Source organism: Faecalibacter sp. (assembly GCF_057177045.1).
Genome location: NZ_CM169987.1, coordinates 699,286 through 722,773, shown reverse-complemented (window position 1 = coordinate 722,773; position 23,488 = coordinate 699,286). Strand labels below are relative to the sequence as shown.

The following is a 23,488-nucleotide window of genomic DNA, read 5'->3' as shown; positions in this document are numbered from 1 at the left end:
TGTAGTGTGAATATGTTAGTGATATACCCCGCTTTCCTAGAATTTAAGGAAATTATGATCATCTTAGTGGTGGCCGTTGTTATTTTTGGCCCAGATAAAATTCCCGAAATTGCAAGAGGATTAGGACAAGCTGTCCGTAAGATGAAAGAAGCTACAGAAGATATTAAGCAAGAAATCATGAACCCTGTGTCGGATTTAGATCCAACCAAAGAGATTCGTGAAACGATAGCTGATTTGGATCCGACCAAACAAATCCAAGATGCGTTTCAGTCTGCCGATCCTTCAAAAGATATTACACGTGCATTGGAAGATCCTATCAATGATTTTGAAAAATCAGTGATGGGAATGGAAGAGCAAGAAGGTAATGCAACTGATCAACCCGTAAAAGACATTAAAGAAACAATCGAAATTGCGAAATCTGAAATTGAAATTCAGGCTGAGCAAGAGTTAGGGAGTGGAGGTTCAGTTAGTCGATAATGGTACAAGATTTTTTTGATTGGGATGTAAATATCTTTTTATATTTCAATAATTTAGGGAGTCCACAATGGGATGCTTTTTGGTTATTGATTACGGAAAAGGAAACTTGGATTCCATTGTATGTAATTTTCCTGATTTTATTGTATTTAAAATTTGGATGGAAAAAGACCTTAGTGGCTGGAATTTGTATTGCATTAATGATTACTTGTGCTGATCAATTTACAAATATTTTAAAAAATTATTTTCAAAGATACAGACCCTGTCATAATCCTGATATCCAAGGAATGTTTCGTGCCATAGGATGTGAGGGGAGAGGTCGATTTGGATTTACTTCCGCTCATGCATCTAATCATGTAGCAGTAGCAATTTTTGTGGGAGTCGTACTGAAAAAACATTACAAATACTTGATTTACATTTTATTATTTTGGGCAATGATGATTGCTTACAGTCGAGTATATGTTGGTGTACATTTTACAGGCGATGTTTTTTTCGGATCTATTATTGGAATAGTTGCTGGTATCGTTTTCTTAAAATTATATCAATACCTTATTTTGAAATATCAATCGCAACTCGAAAATTAAATGATAATATATAAAGGTCAGCTAAATGCTGACCTTTTAATTTATAATGAGCGATTAATTATGTAAAATAGAATATGGAATATTTCTTATTCTGTTCAATGTGTTTGTAAAATAGAGATTAATTTTCTTTCTGTTTTTTAAAGAATAATCGTCTATTTTTTCTGAAATATTGCTCCACATTGGGGTTCAATCGTTCAGATTTTTCTTCACCTAATAAAAATCCCCAAGGTTTTAATTCTGGTATATGATCAAATACAATTTTTATCATCGCAAGAATTGGAATCGATAAAAACATCCCCATAATGCCCCAAGTCATTTCGCCTACGACTAAACCAATGATAACGATTAAAGAATTGACTTTTACTTTTGATCCTACAATTTTAGGCATGACGATATTACCATCAATGGCATGTACGATGATAAAAGCAAACAACAAAAGTAATACTTGACTTGGTGCAGCAGTAGCCAAAGTTAATATCACCGAAATAATCAAAGAAAGGATGATCCCAACATAAGGAATAATATTAAATATACCAGTCATTAAAGCTAATACAAAACTATATTTGATTCCGATAATAGAAAATGCAATAAAACTTAATGCAAAGACAATAAGCATTTGTAAAAATAATCCAATCAAATATTGTTTAACCATATTTTGCGTCGTATAAATTACAGACAAAACATGTTTGTGTTTTCGTTCATGAAAAATATAAAAAACAAAACGGATCAAATGTCTCCGATATATCAGAATAAATACGACATACAGAAAAGTAAATAATATCAGGATGGAATAGCGGGTTAAACCACCAAGTATACGTTCGATAAAAAGAGTTCCAAAATCAAATGTTTTACTTAAATTTTCATTTAAGAAATTCATTTGCATACGTGAACTAACCCCAAAATTTTGATGTATCCATCGTTGAACAGTCTCAAATAATTCGATGACTTGTGCTTGGAAGCCAGGCCATTCATCAGAGATGTCCAATAATTGGTTAATCAATAAATAGAATACACCGACAATCATTCCACAAAATAAAGTGGTTGTCACAATGCTGGATACTACACGAGGCAGAAATAAAAATCGTTCCAATAAATTACAAAATGGAACCAATAATATGGAAATTAAAAATCCTAAAATTAAAGGAATAAGGATTGTTTGCCCAATAATCGCAAACCATCCCAATAGCAATATCGAAATTAGCGTACAAGCTAACTTCACATAAAAGGGGAGTTGTATGTATTTCTGTATCATGCAGTATAACATTTAAAAAAGCACTTACAGAAGTAAGTGCTTTTTAAAGTTAATTGAAAATATCTTATTTTACAATGGTCATTTCGTCGATTAAACGTTGTGCACCAGCATATTTTTCAACCACCCACAAAATGTATCGTGCATCCACCATGATGTTTCTACAGATTTCTGGATCATAATTTAAATCTGACATTGTTCCTTCCCAAACACGGTCAAAGTTTAATCCTATTAATTCACCTTTTGCATTTAAGGCAGGTGAACCAGAGTTCCCCCCTGTTGTGTGGTTTGTAGCAATAAAGTTGATTGGTAATTTACCTGTTTCATCTTTATAATTTCCATAATCCTTTGATTCGTATAAATGAAGCATATGTTTTGGTAAATCAAATTCATAATCTCCTGGGATATACTTCTCAATAACACCATCAATGTAAGTAATTGGTTCGTAACGCACAGCATCGCGTGGGTTATATCCATCCACCTTACCATAAGTTACACGTAATGTTGAATTTGCATCTGGGAAAATTTTCTTATCTGAAAAGACTTCCATTTGCCCTTTCATATAAGTACGCATCAATTTATTGATTTGTGCATTATTTGCTAAGTAATTTGGAGCAACTTTCGTGTTGTTTGCTTCTAATACTTTACGCAATTCTTTAATTAATGCATCTTCTTTAATAGCAGCAATAAATGCTTTGTCATCTTTTGCAATATCTTGAATTTTACCTACAAATGAAGCATTGTTAACTTTTTTCGTACCATTTACAACAGAGTTCTTCAAGGCATCTTTAATAGCAGTAGCAGTCGTTTCTGGTAATAAATTGGCTGGAATTGCTTGGAAATAGTTATCAGCTAAGTCCGAAGAAATAGCTGCATCTAATTCAGCATTATAATCTTTGTGCATTCCTGCTAATTGATTAACCACACGACGTTTAGTTTCTTCGTATTGAGGTTGTCCAACAGCATTTAAAACATTGTTTAATGCTAAGGCCATACGGAATGTTTCTGAATTTGATCCAAATGTTTCAGCATACACATTATACGCTAAATTATATTGCTCATTGGCTTTTACCACTTGGTTCAAGTCATTGATAATCGTTCCGTATTTTTCGTTTAATTTTTTATTTTTTTGAATTCTTTGATTGAATTCCGCTTCATATTGTTTACGTTTTTCAACGGCATTTGAACGGTTTAAACCTAAGTTTTCACCAATCCATTTCTTATGTGCATTAGAAATACGCGCTTGTTTTGAAGCGTAGGCAATACGAGTGGCATTATCTTCACGCATTTTAGCATCGATATGTGATAAAGCAATCGTACGTACTTTTATACGTGCTGGGTTAAGTACTTCTTTAATATGTTCAATTGATGAGGCAGGTAAATACTCATCTGTAGTTCCAGGGAAGCCATAAACGAAAGTAAAATCATCTTGTTTAATACCACCAATATTTACGGGTAAATAGTGTTTAGGTTTATAAGGTACGTTGGATGGCGAATATTCTGCTGGATTGTTGTTTTGATCAGCATATATACGGAACATCGAGAAATCTCCTGTATGACGTGGCCAAACCCAGTTATCGGTATCATTTCCATATTTACCAATAGCAGAAGGTGGTGCACCAACTAATCGAACATCTTTAAATGTCTGTGTTGTAAATTGATAATATTCGTTTCCTTTATAAAAAGGTTTAATAAATGTCTCTTCGTATGCTGAAGTTTTAGTGTTTTTCGATAATTTTTCGATGTTTGCCTTAATGATTGTATTGCGCTCATCTTCTGACATCGAATCTTTAACACCTTTTAAAATGTCTTTCGTAACATTCTTTATATCAATAATAAATGTTGCTGTTAAATCTTTATTCGGCAATTCATCTTTTAACTCCTTTGCCCAAAATCCATCTGTTAAATAATCATTTTCTAATGAAGAGTGTGATTGGATTTGACCATAACCACAGTGATGATTCGTTAATAATAAACCTTGTGGAGAAATAACTTCCGATGTACATCCACCACCAAAGTGGGCTACGGCATTATTAATACTTTTATCACCTGTACTAAAGATATCCTTAGATGAAATTTTTAATCCCATCTCTTTCATTTCTTTTTCATTCAACTCTGTAGGAATCCACATACCTCCACCTTGTTGAGCAAATCCCATGTAACTTGCCAATAAAGCGAATAATAATGATCCTCTAACCATCATTTTTTTCATGATTATAACTTTTATTGTAAATAAACTTTTCAAATATAAAAGATTCATGGTGTATAATCAACATTTCAAAATACATATTTTAGTGTAGAGGGAAGACTTTTATACGTTTCTTTCCTTTTTGTCGTTATTAGAATAATTATAACAACATTTATGAAAAACTTTTTACTTTTTTTAAGTTCAATTTTTTTGGTGACATCATGTACTATTAATGAAAATGTATCAGTATCAGAACAAGGAGAAATTGAATATGTTCAACGCATCGAAATTCCTCAAATAGCAGCAATGATGGGGGCGTTGAGCGATGAAGATAAAATTCAATTCAATCAAATCTCCAATTCAGAACATAATTATCTGGACTTTATTATGAGCTTACAGTCGTTTGGAGAAACGAAAACAACTTCAGAAATGGAGAAGTATATGTTATACAAAGAAGAATTACATGCAATCGATTTTATCAAATTTAGGTTAGACTTACGTGATAATTTTGCATTTGAAATTATCAATCGTTCGAAATCGACAGATGATTTTAATCAAAGAAATACCATAATTGAAGAAGTCTTTGATCAAATAAACCTTAAAGAAAATGCACGTGTAGAGGCTGAATTAGCTGCAGAAACACCTAAACAACGTAAAAAACGTCTAAAGAAAGGAGAAGAAATTGAATCAATATTTGGTGATAACCCATTGTCGGGATTATCGAGTATGACATATGCTTATGATGGAAAAACCTTTAAGAAAAATATAGATGCTGTAAAATACCTTAAGGGAGCTTCAATGGATGAAACTTTTAAAACCGAAGAAGAAAAAGCTATGATGAATTCAATGTTAAAACAAATGAAATTCAAAACAAAATATACTTTTCCTCGTAAAATAAAATCAGTAAATGTCCAAGATGCCATGTTAACTGCTGATGGTAAGTCATTTGTTGTAGAATATACATTAGAACAAATTCTCAATCGTCCTGAGATTACTGATTTTGAAGTGATTTTAGAAGATTAGGAAGTGTTCATTTAAAACAATTAATTTGAAAAAGATTTTATTCGCAAGTATAGTCCTTTTAGGATTGCAATCTTGTATAATTTCGGAAGAATATCAAGTGACAGATCGTGATTCTTATTCACGTCAAATCACGTATGATTTACATGATATGAAACCGATTCTTCCGGAGGATTTGACACGAGATTTCACTTCAGAGTTAGAAGAGTTAAGCCATCATTTGAAAAAAGGCGTAAAAATTTCCGAATTAGAAGACCATTTGCAAAAACAAACATTTAATCCAGAATTTATATCTTACTTTAAAGAGAATCAATCGTTGGTCTATAAATATAAAGATATCGTGATTACGTTTGATGTTGATCAACTAATATATCATATTGATTTTGGTGCACATTCCGATGTTAAAAATAAAGAACTTCTTGATTTCCTCAATGGTATTATTTATTTGACAGAGTTACCATTAGGAAACGAGAATATGGTAAAAGAAGTAGTCACGGATTCCAAACAGATCACCGTACATTTTGATGGAAAAGCCATTGAGAAATTTTCGAATCAATTGTATCAAATTTTTAATGAAATGACAACGCCTCAAGGTTTTCAATCTTTAATCAATTACCAATTAACCATTAAAACGCCCAAGAAAATTAAAACGTCTTCCATTAATGGAAATTATTTTAGTTTAGATGGACAATCTGTAACGTATAATTTCAAATTATCCGAAATCATTTCAGGTAAAGTTTCAGAAGTAAAATTAGCGTATTAAACGTGTTAGTTCCATTTCGCTTTTGTAAATTTGAACCACAAAATTACTATTGAATGAAGCAAGAAGTGTTCTTCCAAGATTTGGGTATAAATCGAGATTACCAAGAAATTTGGGATTTGCAGGAAGAGTTATTAGCAGAAAATGTAGCCATTAAACAACACAATAGAGCACAAGAAAAAGAAGGTTCAACCAATTTTAAAGCAACTAAAAATCATTTATTTTTTGTAGAACATCCTCATGTCTATACGTTAGGAAAAAGTGGTGACATAGAGAATATGTTGGCGAATGAAGATAAATTAAATGAAATTCAGGCCACTTTTGTTAAAACTAATCGCGGTGGGGATATTACCTATCATGGACCTGGACAATTGGTGGGCTATCCCATTTTAGATTTGGAAACATTTAAACCCGATATTCATTTATACATGCGAAATTTGGAAGAAGTAATCATACGAACAATCGCAGAATATGGATTGAAAGGAGAACGTTCAGAAGGTGAAACTGGAGTTTGGTTAGATGTTGGAAAACCTTATGCCCGTAAAATTTGTGCGATGGGAGTTAAAGCTTCACGTTGGGTAACAATGCATGGGTTTGCGTTAAATGTTAATTCTGATTTGCGTTATTTTGAATATATCATTCCATGTGGTATCAAAGATAAAGCAGTCGCATCATTAGATCGCGAATTAAATCGAACAGTTGATATGGATGAGGTGAAAGGGTTTGTTAAAAAGCATTTTGAAGAAGTTTTTGAAGTGAAATTATCATAAATTAAAAAAGGGACTGAGAATCAGTTCCTTTTTTTATTGTTTTTATTCCGTTGTTTGTTATCCTTTTGAAGATGAATTCTATGGATTAAGATTCAATATTTTTTGAAATTATCCGTTATACCACTTGTTTTATTCTATGATTTAAACATATATTTAACAAATTCAAAAGAATTACAAGGGAAAATATTAATTCACTATTTAACAAACACATGAATCAATCACAAAAAACAAATTGGGGGCAATTTATTCCTCTAGTAACCGTTTTTTTCTTTTGGGGTTTCGTTGCGGCGAGTAACGATATTTTAATCCCGGTCTTTAAAAAATCGTTCGATTTAACTCAAGCACAAAGTCAATTGGTTTCTTTTGCTTATTATATTGCTTATACAGTAGGTGCTGTCATCTATATGCTTATCTCTTTATTAGCGAAACAAGATTTAATCGTAAAATATGGATATAAAAATTCATTATCCTTTGGTTTAATTTTATCAGCCATTGGAACATTATTTTTCATTCCAGCAGCCAATATAGGATCATTTCCATTAATGTTAGCTGGATTATTTACGGTAGGATTAGGATTTTCAGTACAACAGACAGTTGCCAATCCTTTAGCTATTGCGTTAGGTAGTAAAAATACTGGTTCACAGCGTTTAACATTGGCAGGGGGGATCAATAATTTTGGAACAACTATCGGACCATTGATTGTAGCATATGCTATTTTTGGTGGAGCTGGCGATGGAGATACCAATTTAAGTATTGAAGCCGTTAAGATTCCTTATATGATTTTAGGTGTTGCTTTCTTATTGGTCGGTATTTTCTTGAAATTTTCAAAAATTCCAAATCATCCGGAAGTGGAAGAGGAAGTAGAAGATGGAGTTCATAAAGATCGTAATTCAGCTTTAAAATATCCTCAATTGGTATTAGGAATGATTGCCATCTTTCTATACGTAGGAGTAGAAGTTTCAACAGTAAGTAACTTACCGGATTATATGCAAAAGGAATTAGGATATAGCATAACGGGAGTTGCACCATTTGTATCGTTGTATTGGGCAAGTATGATGATTGGTCGTTGGGGTGGTGCTGCCGAAGCATTTGGATTGGATAAACAAAAGACTTTAGCTTTAAAGTTTATTGCTCCATATCTAGCTTTTGGAGTTTTCTTATTGGTTAATTTTATTGCAGGTCATGATTTAACACCATTTTATTACTATGCTGCGATTATTTTGGTCATGATAATTGCTTCTATTTGGACCGAAGGAAATCCTGCAAAAATGTTAATTACTTTCTCTCTTATAGGAATTATTTCTTTATTAATTGGAATGAATACGAAAGGATTAGTTAGTATTTATGCCTTAACAAGTGTTGGATTATTTTGTAGTACACTGTGGCCATGTATTTTCGCTTTAGCTATCAATGGTTTAGGTAAAAATACTTCACAAGGGAGTTCATTCTTAATTATGATGATTATGGGAGGTGGATTAGTTAGTATTTTCCAAGGGTATATAGCAGATTTAACTTCAATACATTTTAGTTATATTGTTTGTATTATTTGTTTTGCTTACTTGGCTTTTTATGCTATAGCTACAAAAAGTATTTTCAAAAATCAGGGTATAGAATAGAAATTATATTTTTATAGATATAATGGGAGATTCGAAAGAATTTCCCATTTTTTTTTTACAATACATTTAAATCTTAATTGATGATAAAAATATTACTTTGTAACATCCATTTATAACTGCTTAGATAGAATAATTTTCATTTTATTAAATTATTCTTAAAAAAAAATGGTATATAAAGTAGAAATGTTAAAATATAAACTTTAATATTATCAATAATGCAATAATTTTATATTGTGCCGAACAATATCCTAACCAAATATTGTATGAACCAACCTAAAAATCAATTTATGAACATATATTTACTTTCAAGAAGAATCTAACTTCTACATCAAAGATTCTGTTACTACCTAATCAATAGATCTTTCGAGTGTATCATGCTTTTATGTACTTAAAGGTATGCATCTTTATTTTCCAAAATTAACCAAACCAAACTATAAATTATATGAAAAAGTCAATCTTATTTCTAAGTGTATGTGCTATCTCTACATCTATGAATGTCTCTGCTCAAGTAGGTATTGGTACGAGCGAACCGAAGTCCTCTTAACATATTGTTGGACAATCAAATTTATCTAATGTTGCTGATGGTGTAATTGTACCAAGAATTTCTAAACAAAATTTAGCCAATAAGGCGAATGGTGTTTACGCTTTAGACCATGTGGGGCTATTGTCTATGTAGATACAATTACTAATGTAAATTCAGGTCCAAGTCTTAACCAAGTATCAAATATTAAGACATTAGGCTATTATTATTATTATTATTATTATTATTTTGATGGTCAACGTTGGCAACCAATTGCAGGCGATACTACAAATGATGCATGGATCAATAATTCAACATAACAAAGAGTTGAATTGTTTGCGACATCCATTGGTCAAAATAGAACCGCAGGTTCTGAAGTTGTAATAAAAGATAATGGAGCATTGGCTCTTGGTAAAAATGATCCGCGTACCAAATTGGATTTGAATGGAACGTATTCGAATAATGAACAAGTTTATGATGTAACTTCTAACACAACTATTCCTTCAATAACATAAGCTCAATTATCATTAACGGGTAATCCAGCCAGTGAATTTACCATCAATTTACCAAATGGCGTTCCAGGACAAAAATTGGTAATCGTAAATAATACAACATCTTCCAAAGATGGTAAAGTTGGACCTTATTACATTACCAATAACAACGCAGTAGAATTTATTTATAGTAATGGAAATTGGAAGGCGCTAGGTAGTGGTATCAAATCCAATGTTTCGATTTATGGAACAACATTGCCTATATTGCCTCATGCCAATAACAATTCAGGAGTTAATTATAAAAACACAACCAATACAACGTTAGGAATTGTATCTCCTGGTGGAGATGGTATGTGGCATGTCGTTAGTCAAGTCAATTTCAAATCCGATTTGAATTATTATTCTTCTACTGGGTTTAATGCATCGAGTAGGAAATTGGTGGAATATGAGTATTCAGGTTCACCGTTTGATGCAACTAAAGTATATCCTATCGTGACTCCTGGAAATAATTCCAAAGAATATGGAGATGTTTTTAGCGCGAATGTGGTTTCTTTTGAAACGGTAAATGGAAAAACCCGCTTAAAACTATCTATTGTTAGAAGTGATTACTCAAGTGATACCTCAAGTTATGCAGCACAAGGTTATCCCGTTTCAACCAGTGATTGGCAAGGAAGTTTTTATGTAAATGTATTATTAGCGACTAAAAATTAAGGAAATAAGATATAGATTAAAACCTCATCTATTTGATGAGGATTTCTTATTCAATATATAGCTTCAGCTACTTTTCGAGTATTGGATGAATTACTCATTGTATAGAAATGTAATCCAGGTACGCCAAAGTCAATTAACTCTTTGCATTGATTGATACACCATTCTAAACCGATTTCTTTGATTGCTTCTTTGTCTTTTGCTTTTAGAACTTCAATGGCTAAATCTTCAGGTAAATCGATATAGAAATTTTGAGGAATTTTTGTCAATTGATTAAATGTTGTTAATGGTTTAATTCCTGGAATAATCGGAATATGAATATCCATTTCACGGCATTTATTGACAAAATCAAAATATTTTTGATTGTCAAAAAACATCTGTGTAACAATGTAGTCGGCTCCTAATTCAACTTTTTTCTTCAAGTAATACATATCCATCGCTAAATTCGGAGATTCAAAATGCTTTTCCGGATAACCTGCTACACCAATACAAAAATCCATCGCATGGGTTTCCTGAATGTCATCGTCCAAGTACTTTCCTTTATTCAATGAAGTCACTTGTTCGATTAATTCCGATGCATACGCGTGTCCACCTACTTCAGGAACAAATGTTTTTTCTGTTTTAATGGGATCTCCACGTAAAACCAAAACATTATCAATCCCTAAGAAATTCAAATCGATTAAGGCATCTTCTGTATCTTCTTTGGTAAATCCTCCACAAATTAAATGGGGTATCGCATCAATTTTATAATGATTCTGTATCGCCGCACAAATCGCAACTGTTCCTGGACGTTTTCTGACTTGGTAACGTTTTAATAAGCCATTATCTTTTTGTTTGTAAATAAACTCTTGTCGATGATAAGTGACATCGATAAAAGAGGGATTCAGTTCCACTAAAGGATCCAAAGTTTTGAAGGTGCAATTTACATCTTGCCCTTTTAAAGGCGGTAAAATTTCCACCGAAAACAATGGTTTTCCTTTTGCACGTTCTATATGTTGAGTTACTTTCATGGTATATCGTTTAACGAAAATTGAAATTCGTTTTTTGTGTTTTTTTATTTGGGCGTTCCCTTCGGGCGGGTTTTTCGTTTCAATCTTTGCTTTTGGTTTCGACTCCGCTCAACCACCAGCAAAGGATTTTCACTTCAACCCCTAACGCATTTATTAGTATTGTTTTTAATTCTAAGTTTTCGTCAGTTCTAGTGATGTTTCAGCATTGTATCGAGAACTAAGTCGGAATGTTGTCATTCTGATTTCTATGACAAAACCAAGTTATTTTTATAAATCGTTTGATTTTTAATTAGCGCATAAATTCGATGAATAATTTTATTTCGAACAGCATTCAAAACCGACATTTTATTTTTTCCTTCTTCAACCTTACGATGATAATATATAGCTAAGTCATTTTCCAGTCGAATAGCACTCATTGCAGCTAAATGCAATAATTTTTTCAACTCTTTATCTGCCATTGAAGAAACCTTAGGTTTTCGTCTTATGGATGTTCCTGACTGAAAATCAAAAGGAGCTATTCCAGCATAGCAAGCCATTTGTCTAGGAGAATTTATGGTTGTAAAACCATCTGTTTTTATCAACATATTAAAAGCTAAAACTTTTCCCACACCAGGAATTGATTGTATTCTTTTATAATGGTTATGAAGTTGTTCATCTTCACAAATTAATTGATAGATTCTGTCTTCTATTTCATTAATTTGTTTGGTTAAGACATCTATAAGCTTAGAGTTTAAACGTAAAACAGCTTTATCCATAATTGATTTTAAGAATTGTTCATCTTGTGTTTGAGCTAATAATCCAGCTCTTATTTTAACACGATGTTTTCTTTCTGCATTCAATAATTTTATTTTTTCAATGACTTTCGAATTAGGTTTCCATTGCTCAAGATCCATATAATTCTTTAGTAAAAATACAGCAATACGTTCGCTGTCAATTTTATCATTTTTACCTCTAACTAAACCCATACTTTTTTTCAAATGCAAAGGATTGATAACATAAACGGCAAAAGAATGATGAATTAATACATTGTAAAGAAGAGCATTAAATCTTCCAGTATTCTCCATTCCGATTAGAACATTTTGTCTCCTAACAAATTGTTTGAAAAAAGATTTGATAGCTTTTTCAGTATTAGCAATAGTTTCAAAACGATTCACTCCATTTTCTTGAATACAGATGTCTAAAGTTAATTTACTCACATCAATACCGATAACAATTTTTTCCATAAATTTGAATTTAATGAGAAGAGAAACTTATCAATAACTCGATTCCTTACTAATGGGTTTTTAACCCGAATTTCTATTTGAGAATTTGATAAGAAAGAGTTGAGTCTTAATCAGAATATGAGATTATATAGCTCTGAGCTCGTTATAGTGTACTCAAACTCTTTTCTCTTCTTTTTATACTACAATTTAAGATTTTCAAATCTAAAGGAACTTGTTTCAGAATCACATCCTGATTAATTCATTTTGATGAGAAGCTGAACTAAATTCAGCTTGACTAATCGTGTTTTGTCATCTTAAGCCTGTCAAAGAATCTTGTATTATTGATTTTAAGGATAAACTCATCACTTACAACCCAAAACTCACAACTTTCTTACGCTAAATTCGGACTTAACCAACGTTCCGCTTCTTCAATAGCAATTCCTTTGCGTTGTGCAAAATCTTCCACTTGATCCATTTTGATTTTTCCAACCCCAAAATATTTGGCTTTTGGATTTCCAAAATAGTACCCTGAAACCGAAGATACTGGATACATGGCCAATGAACTCGTTAATTGAATTCCAGCATTATTCTCCACATCTAAAATTTTGAAAATTGTTTGTTTTTCTAAATGGTCAGGACAAGCAGGGTAACCAGGCGCAGGTCGAATTCCTTTGTATTTTTCAGCAATTAGTTCCGAATTTTCTAAATTTTCTTCTGCTGCATAGCCCCAATATTTCGTTCGAACTTCTTGATGTAAAAATTCTGCGTAAGCCTCCGCTAAACGATCGGCTATCGCTTTGACTAAAATCGAATTGTAATCATCTAAATTATCTTGAAATGATTTCGCGAAATCTTCAATCTCCGTTCCAGCTGTAACCGCAAATGATCCGATATAATCTTCAATTCCTGAATCTTTCGGAGCGATAAAATCAGCAATGGATAGGTTAGGAGCATCTTTCGATTTTTTCGATTGCTGACGTAGGGTGTAAAATTCATCGATTTTGGTTCCATGTTCATCTGCTAATTCAATCGTATCATCGTTGATTGTATTCGCTTTAAATAGACCGAAAACCGCTTTAGGCTTTGCTAGATTTTCTGCTTCAATTTTATTTAACATTGCTAAAGCGTCGATGTATAATTCCTTCGCATTAGTTCCAACCACTTCATCTTCTAAAATGGCTGGAAACTTCCCATGTAAATCCCACGTTTGGAAAAATGGCGTCCAATCGATGTAATTCTTTAAATCAGTTACAGTTGCTGTGTGCGTAAACACACCCAATTGATTGGGTTTGAAAGGCGCATTTTCTTTAAAATCAAGTTTTAATTTATTGGCTCTCGCTTCTTCAATTGTTAGATAATCTTTGGCAACAGCACGATTAAAGAATCCTTCACGAATTTTATTGTAATCGTTTTGTGTGTCTTCTAATAATTCAGTTTGTTGTTGTCCAATTAATTTCTGACAAACGGTAACCGAGCGAGAAGCATCTAACACGTGAATTACTTTATCGTATTCAGGAGCAATCTTCACCGCTGTATGCGCTTTAGAAGTGGTTGCACCTCCAATCATTAATGGAATCTCTAAGTTTAAACGTTTCATTTCTTTGGCTACGTGCACCATTTCATCCAATGAAGGCGTAATCAAACCAGAAAGTCCAATAACATCAACGTTATGATTCTGCGCTTCTTCTAAAATTCGTTCAGGTGGAACCATTACCCCTAAATCGATAATTTCGAAACCATTACAGCTTAAAACAACAGAAACGATGTTTTTACCAATATCATGAACATCTCCTTTTACAGTGGCCATTAATATTTTGGCAGGTTCTTTATCGCTTTTATTTCTTAATTTTTCCTCCTCCAAATAAGGCGTTAAATAAGCCACGGCTTTCTTCATTACGCGCGCCGATTTTACAACTTGAGGCAAGAACATTTTACCGCTTCCGAATAAATCTCCAACGACATTCATTCCATCCATTAAAGGACCTTCAATGACGCGTAGGGGAGAACCGATTTGTTCTAACGCTTCAGCAGTGTCTTCATCTATGTATTCTGTGATACCTTTGACTAAAGCAATTTCGATTCGTTTTTCCAGTGGTAATTCGCGCCATGCTTCATCTTTTTTCTTTTCCTTCGTAATGCCTTTTAATCCTTCCGCAAACTCGATTAAGCGCTCTGTGGCATCTTCACGACGATCCAGTAAAACATCTTCTACATGTTCTAATAATTGAGGATCGATATCATCGTAAATCTCAATCATTTCTGGATTCACAATACCCATATCCATTCCGTGTTGAATCGCGTGGTATAAGAAAGCCGAATGCATGGCCTCGCGAACCGCATTGTTACCTCGGAACGAGAACGAGACATTTGAAACGCCACCCGATACTAAAGCGTGTGGAAGATTTTCTTTGATCCATTTAGTGGCTTCGAAGAAATCAATCGCGTTACGACGATGTTCATCCATTCCCGTTGCAACAGGGAAAATATTGACATCGAAAATGATATCTTTGGGATTGAATTTGACTTGATTCACTAAAATGTCATACGAACGTTTCACGATTTCGATACGTCTGTCGTAATTATCCGCTTGACCTTGTTCATCAAAAGCCATAATGACGGCAGCAGCACCAAAACGTTTGATTTTTTTGGCGTGTTCAATGAATAATTCTTCTCCTTCTTTTAAGGAAATTGAATTGACAATTGCTTTTCCTTGAACGTTTTTTAAACCCGCTTCGATAATTTCCCATTTGGAAGAATCAATCATAATGGGAACTCGAGAAATATCCGGTTCTGAAGCGATTAAACGTAAATATTTCGTCATTGCTGCTACACCGTCAATCATTCCTTCATCCATATTGATGTCAATGATTTGTGCTCCACCATCGACTTGGTCGCGGGCAACCTGCAACGCTTCTTCGTATTTTTCTTCTTTAATTAAGCGTAAGAATTTTTTCGAACCTGTGACATTGGTACGTTCACCAACGTTTACGAAATTTGAATTTTCACGTACAATTAAAGGTTCTAATCCGGCTAATTGAATTTTTACTTCTGACATTGTACAGCGATTTTTCTTGGTTCATATTCTTTGGCGATATCGGCCATCATACGGATGTGATCTGGTGTAGTCCCACAACAACCTCCGATGATATTCACTAATTTTTTTTCTAAAAACGGTTTGATGTGTTCGCGCATCATTTCTGCGGTTTCATCGTATCCACCAAACGCATTTGGCAGTCCGGCATTGGGATAAGCACTCACATAAAATGGCGCTTTATCTGCTAAGACTTCTAAGTATGGAATTAAATCTGTTGCGCCTAATGCACAGTTTAAACCAACCGATAACAAATCGATATGCTCCAATGAAATTAAAAAAGCTTCTGTTGTTTGTCCTGAAAGCGTACGACCTGATTTATCGGTAATGGTACCAGAAGCCATTAAAGGAATAGCTGCTCCAGTTTCTTCTAATGCATCTTGAATTCCGTAAAATGCAGCTTTGGCATTTAACGTATCAAAGATAGTTTCGACTAAAAGTGCATCAACACCTGCTTCGATCATCGTTTTTGCTTGACGATAATACACATGCGCTAAGGTATCAAAATCAATATCGCGGAAACTTGGATCATTGACTTGTGGTGAAATAGAAGCTGTTTTATTCGTAGGACCTAAAGAACCTAACACAAAACGAGGTTTCTCTGGTGTAGAATATTCTGCACAAGCTTCTTTTGCTAAACGAACGGCCTCACGATTTAATTCATCGACTAAATCCACCATATCATAATCTTGCATCGAAATGATATTGGCGTTGAAGGTATTGGTTTCAATTAAGTCTGCACCGGCAGCTAAATATTCGCGGTGAATATCTTTGATGATTTGAGGTTGAGTAAGAACTAATAAATCATTGTTCCCCTTTAATGAAGTGTGGAAATCTTTAAATCGTTCACCTCTATAATCTTCTTCCTGTAAATGGTACTTTTGGATCATGGTTCCCATCGCACCATCCAAAATGGCAATTCGCTCTTTTAGTATATCTTTTAAAGTCATTGTATAAATTGATTATACTTATGAGCGAAAGTAGAAGTGATTTCCATTTCCTTATTTTTCTCTTGAGTAGAGTAGGATGTAGCACCCAACTAAATTTGGGTTGCTAAGATATCTTCGGGCCTATTCCCTCCATCTTTCGTCATAAGGTCAGTGCAAATGTATCAATTTTAATCATAATCCGAAAAATTTTCTAAATAGTGAATTAATAGTAAGATTAAAATTAATTATTTAACAGCTTAAACCTCTATTAAATGAAATAATTTCTAATTAATCTGTATAATTTTAATTTGGAATTAAAATTTATAGAAAATAAATCATCTTTCTAAAAATGCTATAGGACTTGTAGAGTTTATCAAGAATAAAATGATTTTTACTTCTGATAGAATAATCGGAATAAAAATCTATAAAAAATATATTAATAGAATAATATAAATATAAAATAACTAAAAAATTAATAAAATAGAAAAAATATTAATTTTAACATTTTAAATGTTTGGATATTCAAACCATCTTCACTTAAATTTGTTTCCAGAAATAGTTCATTAAAATTTTCAATTTATCAAGAAAAGTGGAGGGATATGGCCCTGTGAAACTTTAGCAACCTGATCGACGGATCAAGGTGCTAATTCCATCCTTATAATAGGAAAGATGAGTGAAAGACTTGTAACCAACCAATTATTATACAGTCTCATGTTGGTTCAGCTATGTTTTCACTGACATGGTTGAACCAATATTTTTTTTACCCACTTTCTTTACTTGATAATTGTTTTTAAAACAATCATTTTATGAGTAAAGCAACATAAATTTTACATTCAATTCCTGTTGATCAATTGACAGGATCCATCTCAGTACCAGTGTATCAAACTTCTACTTTTGTACAAGAAGCTCCAGGTTTGAATAAAGGATTCGATTATGCACGTTCTAATAATCCAACTCGCAAGTCTTTAGAAGATATTATAGCTCAATTGGAAGGTGGTCATTCGGCTTATGCCTTTGCAACAGGTTTAGCAGCAATAGACGCTGTTGCAAAATTGTTGAAAACAGGTGATGAAATTGTTGCTGTGGATGATATTTATGGAGGTGCCTATCGTTTATTTACACAGGTATATGAAAAGTTAGGAATTAAAATCCATTTCGTAGATACATCAGATGCTACGAATATTATTGATTTCATTACAGAGCGTACAAAATTAGTTTGGTTAGAATCACCTACGAATCCAACGTTAAAAATTTCGGATATAGAAACTATTGCTAACATTGCTCATGCAAATGGAGCTCTCGTGGTAGTTGATAATACATTTGCAAGTCTAGTAGCACAAAATCCTATTACTTTAGGTGCGGATATCGTAATACATTCAGGTACAAAGTACATTGCTGGATATTCGGATTTAGTCGCAGGTATTGTGGTCGCAAAAACTAAAGAGTTGGGTGAAAAAATCAAATTTATACAAAATGCCACTGGAGGAATTTTAGGCCCTTGGGATTGCTTTTTAACGATACTAGGGATTGAAACTTTAGAATTAAGGTATGAAAGAATTTCATCAAATGCATTAGAGTTGGCTCAATTCTTGAAAAGTATACCACAAATCGATCAAGTTTATTATCCAGGATTGAATGATCATAAAAATCATAACATTGCCAAAAAACAACAAAATAACCTTTTCGGAGGGATTATATCATTTACCTTAAAAGAAGATTCTATAGAGGCAGCTGTTAAAGTTGTTACAAGTACACATTATTTTAAGTTAGCAGAAAGTTTAGGGGGTGCGAAGAGTTTATAGTGTCATCCCGCCTAAATGACGCATGTCTCTGTGCCGAGAGAAAAACGCTTAAGATTGGGCGTGCAAGATTCATTGATTCGTTTATCCGTAGGAATTGAAAACGTAGAGGATCTAAAGCAGGACATCGAACAAGCTATTGCCCAATTGAAATTCGTTAATGTTTAATCATTCTTACAATTTACTACCATGAAGAAATTAAACATCGGATTATTTGGATTTGGAATCGTTGGTGAAGGTATTTATAAAGTTTTAGAAGAAAAACCTCAATTAAACGCAAACATCAAAAAGATTGTCATCAAGGATGCGCAAAAAAAACGAAATGCGCCTTCTGAACTATTTTTTACGGACCCTAATTCAATATTAGAGGATCCTGAAATCAATGTGGTTGTCGAGCTAATCTCTGATGCAGACGTAGCTTATCACATTATAAAAAAAGCACTTCAAAATGGAAAACATGTTGTGAGTGCCAACAAAAAAGTAATTGCCGAACATCATGTAGAATTGTTAGTATTACAAGAAAAAAATAAGGTTTCATTCTTGTATGAAGCTTCAGTTTGTGGTTCAGTGCCGATTATTCGAAATTTAGAAGAGTATTTTGATAATGATTTATTGAACTATGTTTCAGGAATTGTTAACGGTACGACGAACTATATTTTAACTAAAATGGCGCAAGAAAATTCATCCTATCAAGATGCGTTGAAATCTGCTCAGGTGAATGGATTTGCTGAAGCTGATCCCACTGCTGATGTAGAAGGATTTGATGCAGCTCAAAAATTATCGATTGTTACATTGCATGCTTTTGGAACAACCATTGACTCTTTACAAGTAATTCGTAAAGGTATAACTGCATTACAAGAAAAAGATTTTGTATATGCGAAAGAAAAAGGGTTTGCGATTAAATTAATTGCCAATACAAAAATCATAAAAGAGACCAACGAATTACAAGCAACAGTTTTACCCACGTTTGTTCAATTGGATCAGACCATAGCTTTAGTGAATAATGAATACAATGGTGTTTTAATTGGAAGTTCGCTATCTGATGAACAATTTTTATATGGTAAAGGGGCAGGACGTTATCCAACTTCTTCGGCTGTATTAAGTGATATATCTGCTCTACAGTATGATTATAAATATGAAGTGCGTAAAAAATTGGATTAACCTTTGATATATAATCAAAACGGTTATCGAAAAATATATATCGGTTCTAAATTCTCATTAGATTTTATAACCAATAAATTAGAACATATTGAAGAACGTTTTGATGGTGCAGGATATCATTACATCATTGGGAAGATATCTTTTGATGAATTAAAGAAAGAGGATTTCATCCATCATCCGCAATTATCCATCATCGTTTTTGAGTAAATTTTTTGTGGTGTAAAAGAGTAATCTAAGGATTACTCTTTTTTATTTGAAGCATTAATTTTTCAAAATTTTTCTTCTGAATCAGTCCTGAAAATTTACCTAAAACGTCGAGATTATGATCTAATACAATCCATAAAGGATAAGAAACCTCATGTTGTGAAATAAATTCGATTACAAATGGATGTGTTTTGACTTTTTGAATAGGAATGTATCTCTGTCCCAAGAAATCAATGGGATCTTCAGATTCTCCATTAAACTTTAAAAAATATACATCTTGTTGTAAGAACTCAAGAATTTTTTCATTTTTTTCAATTTGCGTCTCTTGAATTTTACAAATGTTACACCAATCAGTATAGAAATATAAAATGATAATTTTAGGCTGTTCTTTAAATTTGAAATTGAATTCCGTAAGACTGATTTGTGCTTGAGTGGAAGACGAAAAAATAAAAAAAAGTATAGCCAATAGATGTTTCATCATCGAATCATATATCTTAAACCAATAAAACCTCTTACCCCTTGTAATGGAGCATAATTATATGCAGTGTCGAATGTATATCCATTCGGGTTAGTGATAGGATTAAGTACATCATTATTAAATGGGTCAAATGGACGCATTAATGGATCTTTTGGTATAAAATTGAATAAGTTTTTAACTCCACCATATATTTCAAATTGATTCCAAGATTTAGTTACCTGAATATTGGTCAGCATATAGGTATCAGAATATTCTGGGCGATAATCATTCTCTAAAATAGGTAAGCGCATTTTACCATACCAATTTCCTGTTAAATCAACCTTCCAACGTTTAGGAAAGGTATAAGATACGGTATAATTCCCTGACCATTTTGGTGAATGTAATTGTTGAGTTTTTTCTAAAATACTTTCCTCATTACGCTCTTTTCTATAAACATCAATGTAAGAAACACCAACATTTACACGTAAAGGAATTTGGAAAACAATATCTGCATTCAACGATACGCCTTGTGATACTGCATGTCCATCTAAGTTATCATAAATAATTAAATCCTGATCCGTTTCGAAATCTCCAATAATTTTATTCGTAAAGTAAGAATAGAAAGCTGTAGCATCTAAATTAAAATGACCAAAACCAAACGTTTTATTGTACACATAATTCAAATTACCATTGTAAGATTTTTCTGGATTTAAATCATTTTTAATGATGACATCTCGTGAACCAGTTAAAGCCGCGTGATCTTCTGTAAATAAATTAACAACGCGGAATCCTGTGCCAAAACTTGCTCTGAAAGTATGTTTTTTATGGGGTGCAAATTTATAAGCTACTCGTGGAGAATGTATGCCTTTGTGGTTTTTATCATAATCAAAACGATACCCCAACAATAATTTATGCTTTGGATTAAACGTAAGCTCATCCTGTACAAAAATTCCTGGTAATGGAGTTTCCATCGGCATATTTTTCGTGCCATCGTGATTTAATGTTCCTATGGTATTATCATCATATAACGTATATCTAAAGGTAACACCAGTTAAAAGGCTGTGTTTTCCAATTACTTTATCCCAATACATTTGCCCAAAAGCAACGTGCTGCTTTGCATGGTAATAATCAGTGCCATAATAAGAATCTTGCTCATGGTAGTTGTAAGAAAATTGTGTGTAAATATTTTCGGTGGTAGGTAATTGATACATACCGATTACCTCGGCTCGGTTGGTATAAATACTTTCACCATAGACTTCATCTCCACCTCGGTGTATTTTTTTATTATACTGCATTTCACCTCCCCAACGATCTTCATACACATAACGAGCTGCAAGATGAGCAATACGGTTACTTTGACGTTCAAAATTCCATTTATTAAAAATCGATACACGATCTTGTAACGTGATATCTGTAAAGTTGTCGTTATTTTTATCTTGTTTATTAGCGTATTTAAAATAATTAACACCTAATAAACTATTTACATTTTCACCTATTTTAAATTTATAAGCTAAGTCGACATTATTTTCTAGCCATGTAGTTGTATACAAATCAGCATGAAATGTGTTGGTCTTGGCGGGATTTTTAGTAATGATATTTATCAAACCACCCATTGCTTCAGTTCCGTATAATGATGATGCAGGACCCTTCACAACCTCGATACGCTCGACCAAACTGTTTGGAATACCATTTAAACCATATACTGTTGATAAGGCAGATACAATTGGCATTCCGTCAATTAATATCATTGTGTAAGGACCTTCCATTCCGTTGATATGAATATCACCAGTTGCACATACATTACAATTGATTTGAGGTTGAATTCCATTAATCATCCCGATGGATTCAAATAATGATGGATTCGGATTAGTTTTGAAATATTTTGGTGTATAAACTTCCACCGGAACAGGAGATTCTTTTCGGGATACAGGTTTCATTGTTCCCGTTAAAACCACTTCTTCTAACAATCCATTATCTTCTGATTGTACGGAATCAATCTTTATTTCTTGTGCCATTCCAAATGTTGATACTAAGATGAATGTCGTTGTATATTGTTTAAACATAAATAGATGATTAAGTTGAAAATAAAAGTTAGACAAATCTAACAAAATATTAATTTAATAAAAACAATTTGTTATGGAAGAATCGTTTATATTTGTTATATGAATTCATTGATTGAAGAAAACTATCTTAAAGCTTTATTTCATCTTTCTAAAAATGGAGTTGGTGATGTAAACGTTAAAGAATTAAGTCAACATTTAGAAATAAAAATGCCCACAGTTAATAGTATGATGAAGAAATTAGCTGAAAAGGGGTTGGTTCATTATGAATCGTATAAACCTCTTCGATTAACTGAAATCGGGGTGCTTAAAGCAGCGCTTATTGTGCGTAAACATCGTTTAACGGAGATGTTTTTGGTCGATAAAATGGGATTTGGTTGGGAACATGTTCATGAAATAGCAGAACAAATTGAACATATTAACAGTGAATTGTTTTTTGATAAAATGGATGAATTATTAAATTATCCTAAAATTGATCCGCATGGATCTCCAATTCCGGACCGTGAAGGTCGATTTGAAACCATAAATTATAAAAAACTTTCAGAATTTAAGGCAGGGGATGAAGTAGAATTCTCTGCAGTTACATTTTCTTCAGAGGAATTTTTAATTTACCTGAATTCAAAAGATTTACGATTAGGTGATCGATTAAAAATCAAGACAATTGAAAATTTTGATGGAACCATGGAAGTTATTTTCTTAAAAAATCAAAAGCATGAATTTTTAAGTCAAATGGTTACAAATAAATTATTAGTGAAATAAAAAAAGGAAGTCCATGGACTTCCTTTTTTATTTAAATGTATACATATTATTTTGCTGTACCTTTAACTCTAAAGATTGTACGAGATGCATTCACATCATTCGATGTAATTGTAACTGTTTTATTAAAGTTTCCTGCGACAGAACCTACTGAATAATTCACTTTAATGTCAGCAGTTGATCCTGGAGCAATAGGAGTTTTTGGAAATTCTGGAACAGTACATCCACATGAACCCACTACACTTTTAATGATTAATGGCTCTTTCCCTGTGTTGGTTACTTTCATCACTGAATTCACAGTTGTTCCTAATTTAACATCTCCTAATTCTAAATTTTCTGATCCTAATTTAAGTTCTTGTGCAAATAAAGTAGACATACCCATTGCAAAAGCACCTAATAACATTATTTTTTTCATAATTGAGTCTAAATTTCTTAATCA

20 protein-coding genes, 1 pseudogene and 2 riboswitches are annotated in these 23,488 nt (G+C 32.8%); of the genes and pseudogenes, 12 read left to right on the top strand and 9 right to left on the bottom strand.

Going from position 1 to position 23,488, the window contains the following annotated elements; all coding sequences use genetic code 11:
* Positions 1-12: 12 nt before the first annotated feature.
* Together AC1QSP_RS03275 and AC1QSP_RS03270 are read left to right on the top strand one after the other, a co-directional pair.
* The gene (locus tag AC1QSP_RS03275) at positions 13-477 is read left to right on the top strand and encodes a Sec-independent protein translocase subunit TatA/TatB (RefSeq protein ID WP_484079770.1); all 465 of its coding nucleotides are present in this window, start codon (positions 13-15) and stop codon (positions 475-477) included.
* Complete coding sequence (locus tag AC1QSP_RS03270; protein WP_484079769.1) at positions 477-1,058, top strand: phosphatase PAP2 family protein; 582 nt, start codon at positions 477-479, stop codon at positions 1,056-1,058. Before AC1QSP_RS03275 ends, AC1QSP_RS03270 begins: the two co-directional genes overlap by 1 nt.
* A gap of 118 nt (positions 1,059-1,176) precedes the next feature.
* On the opposite strand, the gene AC1QSP_RS03265 is transcribed toward AC1QSP_RS03270, so the two are convergent.
* Both AC1QSP_RS03265 and AC1QSP_RS03260 read right to left on the bottom strand, forming a co-directional pair.
* Positions 1,177-2,310 (bottom strand): AI-2E family transporter, encoded by a 1,134-nt coding sequence (locus AC1QSP_RS03265; protein ID WP_484079768.1) that lies wholly within the window; start codon positions 2,308-2,310, stop codon positions 1,177-1,179.
* 64 nt (positions 2,311-2,374) lie between these two features.
* Positions 2,375-4,519: a S46 family peptidase gene (locus AC1QSP_RS03260; RefSeq protein ID WP_484079767.1), complete on the bottom strand. Its 2,145-nt coding sequence runs from the start codon at positions 4,517-4,519 to the stop codon at positions 2,375-2,377.
* A gap of 150 nt (positions 4,520-4,669) precedes the next feature.
* On the opposite strand from AC1QSP_RS03260, the gene AC1QSP_RS03255 reads away from it, so the two are divergent.
* The 6 genes from AC1QSP_RS03255 to AC1QSP_RS03230 all read left to right on the top strand — a co-directional run bounded on the left by AC1QSP_RS03255 (position 4,670) and on the right by AC1QSP_RS03230 (position 10,383).
* The gene (locus AC1QSP_RS03255; protein WP_484079766.1) at positions 4,670-5,518 is read left to right on the top strand and encodes a hypothetical protein; all 849 of its coding nucleotides are present in this window, start codon (positions 4,670-4,672) and stop codon (positions 5,516-5,518) included.
* 25 nt (positions 5,519-5,543) lie between these two features.
* On the top strand, positions 5,544-6,278 hold the full coding sequence (locus tag AC1QSP_RS03250) for a hypothetical protein (protein ID WP_484079765.1): 735 nt from the start codon (positions 5,544-5,546) through the stop codon (positions 6,276-6,278).
* Between the two features lie 53 nt (positions 6,279-6,331).
* Positions 6,332-7,045: a lipoyl(octanoyl) transferase LipB gene (gene lipB / locus AC1QSP_RS03245; protein WP_484079764.1), complete on the top strand. Its 714-nt coding sequence runs from the start codon at positions 6,332-6,334 to the stop codon at positions 7,043-7,045.
* Positions 7,046-7,254: 209 nt separating this feature from the next.
* Complete coding sequence (locus AC1QSP_RS03240; RefSeq protein WP_484079763.1) at positions 7,255-8,661, top strand: MFS transporter; 1,407 nt, start codon at positions 7,255-7,257, stop codon at positions 8,659-8,661.
* An 852-nt stretch (positions 8,662-9,513) separates the two neighbouring features.
* A complete protein-coding gene (locus AC1QSP_RS03235; protein WP_484079762.1) occupies positions 9,514-9,696 on the top strand; it encodes a hypothetical protein in 183 nt (60 codons plus the stop codon).
* Between the two features lie 75 nt (positions 9,697-9,771).
* Complete coding sequence (locus AC1QSP_RS03230) at positions 9,772-10,383, top strand: hypothetical protein (RefSeq protein ID WP_484079761.1); 612 nt, start codon at positions 9,772-9,774, stop codon at positions 10,381-10,383.
* A 50-nt stretch (positions 10,384-10,433) separates the two neighbouring features.
* Here AC1QSP_RS03230 and metF read toward each other — a convergent pair whose 3' ends face one another.
* The 4 genes from metF to AC1QSP_RS03210 all read right to left on the bottom strand — a co-directional run bounded on the left by metF (position 10,434) and on the right by AC1QSP_RS03210 (position 16,633).
* Complete coding sequence (metF, locus tag AC1QSP_RS03225) at positions 10,434-11,390, bottom strand: methylenetetrahydrofolate reductase [NAD(P)H] (RefSeq protein ID WP_484079760.1); 957 nt, start codon at positions 11,388-11,390, stop codon at positions 10,434-10,436.
* Positions 11,391-11,635: 245 nt separating this feature from the next.
* Complete coding sequence (locus tag AC1QSP_RS03220) at positions 11,636-12,613, bottom strand: IS110 family RNA-guided transposase (RefSeq protein ID WP_484079759.1); 978 nt, start codon at positions 12,611-12,613, stop codon at positions 11,636-11,638.
* 370 nt (positions 12,614-12,983) lie between these two features.
* Positions 12,984-15,647: a methionine synthase gene (gene metH, locus AC1QSP_RS03215; protein WP_484079758.1), complete on the bottom strand. Its 2,664-nt coding sequence runs from the start codon at positions 15,645-15,647 to the stop codon at positions 12,984-12,986.
* Positions 15,635-16,633, bottom strand: coding sequence for a homocysteine S-methyltransferase family protein (locus AC1QSP_RS03210; RefSeq protein WP_484079757.1), 999 nt, complete (start codon positions 16,631-16,633; stop codon positions 15,635-15,637). The genes metH and AC1QSP_RS03210 overlap by 13 nt, the downstream gene beginning before the upstream one ends.
* Positions 16,634-16,681: 48 nt before the next feature.
* Positions 16,682-16,781: riboswitch (SAM riboswitch) on the bottom strand.
* 405 nt (positions 16,782-17,186) lie between these two features.
* A riboswitch (SAM riboswitch) is annotated at positions 17,187-17,288 on the top strand.
* A gap of 148 nt (positions 17,289-17,436) precedes the next feature.
* On the opposite strand from AC1QSP_RS03210, the pseudogene AC1QSP_RS03205 reads away from it, so the two are divergent.
* The 3 genes and pseudogenes from AC1QSP_RS03205 to AC1QSP_RS03195 all read left to right on the top strand — a co-directional run bounded on the left by AC1QSP_RS03205 (position 17,437) and on the right by AC1QSP_RS03195 (position 19,779).
* A pseudogene (locus tag AC1QSP_RS03205) lies at positions 17,437-18,579 on the top strand (trans-sulfuration enzyme family protein).
* 21 nt (positions 18,580-18,600) lie between these two features.
* Positions 18,601-19,572, top strand: a complete 972-nt coding sequence (locus tag AC1QSP_RS03200; protein ID WP_484079756.1) for a homoserine dehydrogenase — start codon at positions 18,601-18,603, stop codon at positions 19,570-19,572.
* A gap of 3 nt (positions 19,573-19,575) precedes the next feature.
* Complete coding sequence (locus AC1QSP_RS03195) at positions 19,576-19,779, top strand: hypothetical protein (protein WP_484079755.1); 204 nt, start codon at positions 19,576-19,578, stop codon at positions 19,777-19,779.
* Between the two features lie 25 nt (positions 19,780-19,804).
* On the opposite strand, the gene AC1QSP_RS03190 is transcribed toward AC1QSP_RS03195, so the two are convergent.
* Both AC1QSP_RS03190 and AC1QSP_RS03185 read right to left on the bottom strand, forming a co-directional pair.
* Positions 19,805-20,257, bottom strand: a complete 453-nt coding sequence (locus AC1QSP_RS03190) for a thioredoxin family protein (RefSeq protein WP_484079754.1) — start codon at positions 20,255-20,257, stop codon at positions 19,805-19,807.
* Positions 20,254-22,296, bottom strand: a complete 2,043-nt coding sequence (locus tag AC1QSP_RS03185) for a TonB-dependent receptor plug domain-containing protein (protein ID WP_484079753.1) — start codon at positions 22,294-22,296, stop codon at positions 20,254-20,256. Before AC1QSP_RS03185 ends, AC1QSP_RS03190 begins: the two co-directional genes overlap by 4 nt.
* Before the next feature lie 99 nt (positions 22,297-22,395).
* On the opposite strand from AC1QSP_RS03185, the gene AC1QSP_RS03180 reads away from it, so the two are divergent.
* Positions 22,396-23,052: a metal-dependent transcriptional regulator gene (locus tag AC1QSP_RS03180; protein ID WP_484079752.1), complete on the top strand. Its 657-nt coding sequence runs from the start codon at positions 22,396-22,398 to the stop codon at positions 23,050-23,052.
* Positions 23,053-23,098: 46 nt separating this feature from the next.
* On the opposite strand, the gene AC1QSP_RS03175 is transcribed toward AC1QSP_RS03180, so the two are convergent.
* Positions 23,099-23,464, bottom strand: a complete 366-nt coding sequence (locus tag AC1QSP_RS03175; protein ID WP_484079751.1) for a DUF1573 domain-containing protein — start codon at positions 23,462-23,464, stop codon at positions 23,099-23,101.
* Positions 23,465-23,488 lie beyond the last annotated feature (24 nt).

What these genes read in the sequence shown, in the direction of transcription:
- AC1QSP_RS03275 (WP_484079770.1), top strand. Translation starts at nt 13, where the DNA reads ATGTTAGTGATATACCCCGCTTTCCTAGAATTTAAGGAAATTATGATC.
- AC1QSP_RS03270 (WP_484079769.1), top strand. Translation starts at nt 477, where the DNA reads ATGGTACAAGATTTTTTTGATTGGGATGTAAATATCTTTTTATATTTC.
- AC1QSP_RS03265 (WP_484079768.1), bottom strand. Translation starts at nt 2,310, where the DNA reads ATGATACAGAAATACATACAACTCCCCTTTTATGTGAAGTTAGCTTGT.
- AC1QSP_RS03260 (WP_484079767.1), bottom strand. Translation starts at nt 4,519, where the DNA reads ATGAAAAAAATGATGGTTAGAGGATCATTATTATTCGCTTTATTGGCA.
- AC1QSP_RS03255 (WP_484079766.1), top strand. Translation starts at nt 4,670, where the DNA reads ATGAAAAACTTTTTACTTTTTTTAAGTTCAATTTTTTTGGTGACATCA.
- lipB (WP_484079764.1), top strand. Translation starts at nt 6,332, where the DNA reads ATGAAGCAAGAAGTGTTCTTCCAAGATTTGGGTATAAATCGAGATTAC.
- AC1QSP_RS03240 (WP_484079763.1), top strand. Translation starts at nt 7,255, where the DNA reads ATGAATCAATCACAAAAAACAAATTGGGGGCAATTTATTCCTCTAGTA.
- metF (WP_484079760.1), bottom strand. Translation starts at nt 11,390, where the DNA reads ATGAAAGTAACTCAACATATAGAACGTGCAAAAGGAAAACCATTGTTT.
- AC1QSP_RS03220 (WP_484079759.1), bottom strand. Translation starts at nt 12,613, where the DNA reads ATGGAAAAAATTGTTATCGGTATTGATGTGAGTAAATTAACTTTAGAC.
- metH (WP_484079758.1), bottom strand. Translation starts at nt 15,647, where the DNA reads ATGTCAGAAGTAAAAATTCAATTAGCCGGATTAGAACCTTTAATTGTA.
- AC1QSP_RS03210 (WP_484079757.1), bottom strand. Translation starts at nt 16,633, where the DNA reads ATGACTTTAAAAGATATACTAAAAGAGCGAATTGCCATTTTGGATGGT.
- AC1QSP_RS03200 (WP_484079756.1), top strand. Translation starts at nt 18,601, where the DNA reads ATGAAGAAATTAAACATCGGATTATTTGGATTTGGAATCGTTGGTGAA.
- AC1QSP_RS03190 (WP_484079754.1), bottom strand. Translation starts at nt 20,257, where the DNA reads ATGATGAAACATCTATTGGCTATACTTTTTTTTATTTTTTCGTCTTCC.
- AC1QSP_RS03185 (WP_484079753.1), bottom strand. Translation starts at nt 22,296, where the DNA reads ATGTTTAAACAATATACAACGACATTCATCTTAGTATCAACATTTGGA.
- AC1QSP_RS03180 (WP_484079752.1), top strand. Translation starts at nt 22,396, where the DNA reads ATGAATTCATTGATTGAAGAAAACTATCTTAAAGCTTTATTTCATCTT.
- AC1QSP_RS03175 (WP_484079751.1), bottom strand. Translation starts at nt 23,464, where the DNA reads ATGAAAAAAATAATGTTATTAGGTGCTTTTGCAATGGGTATGTCTACT.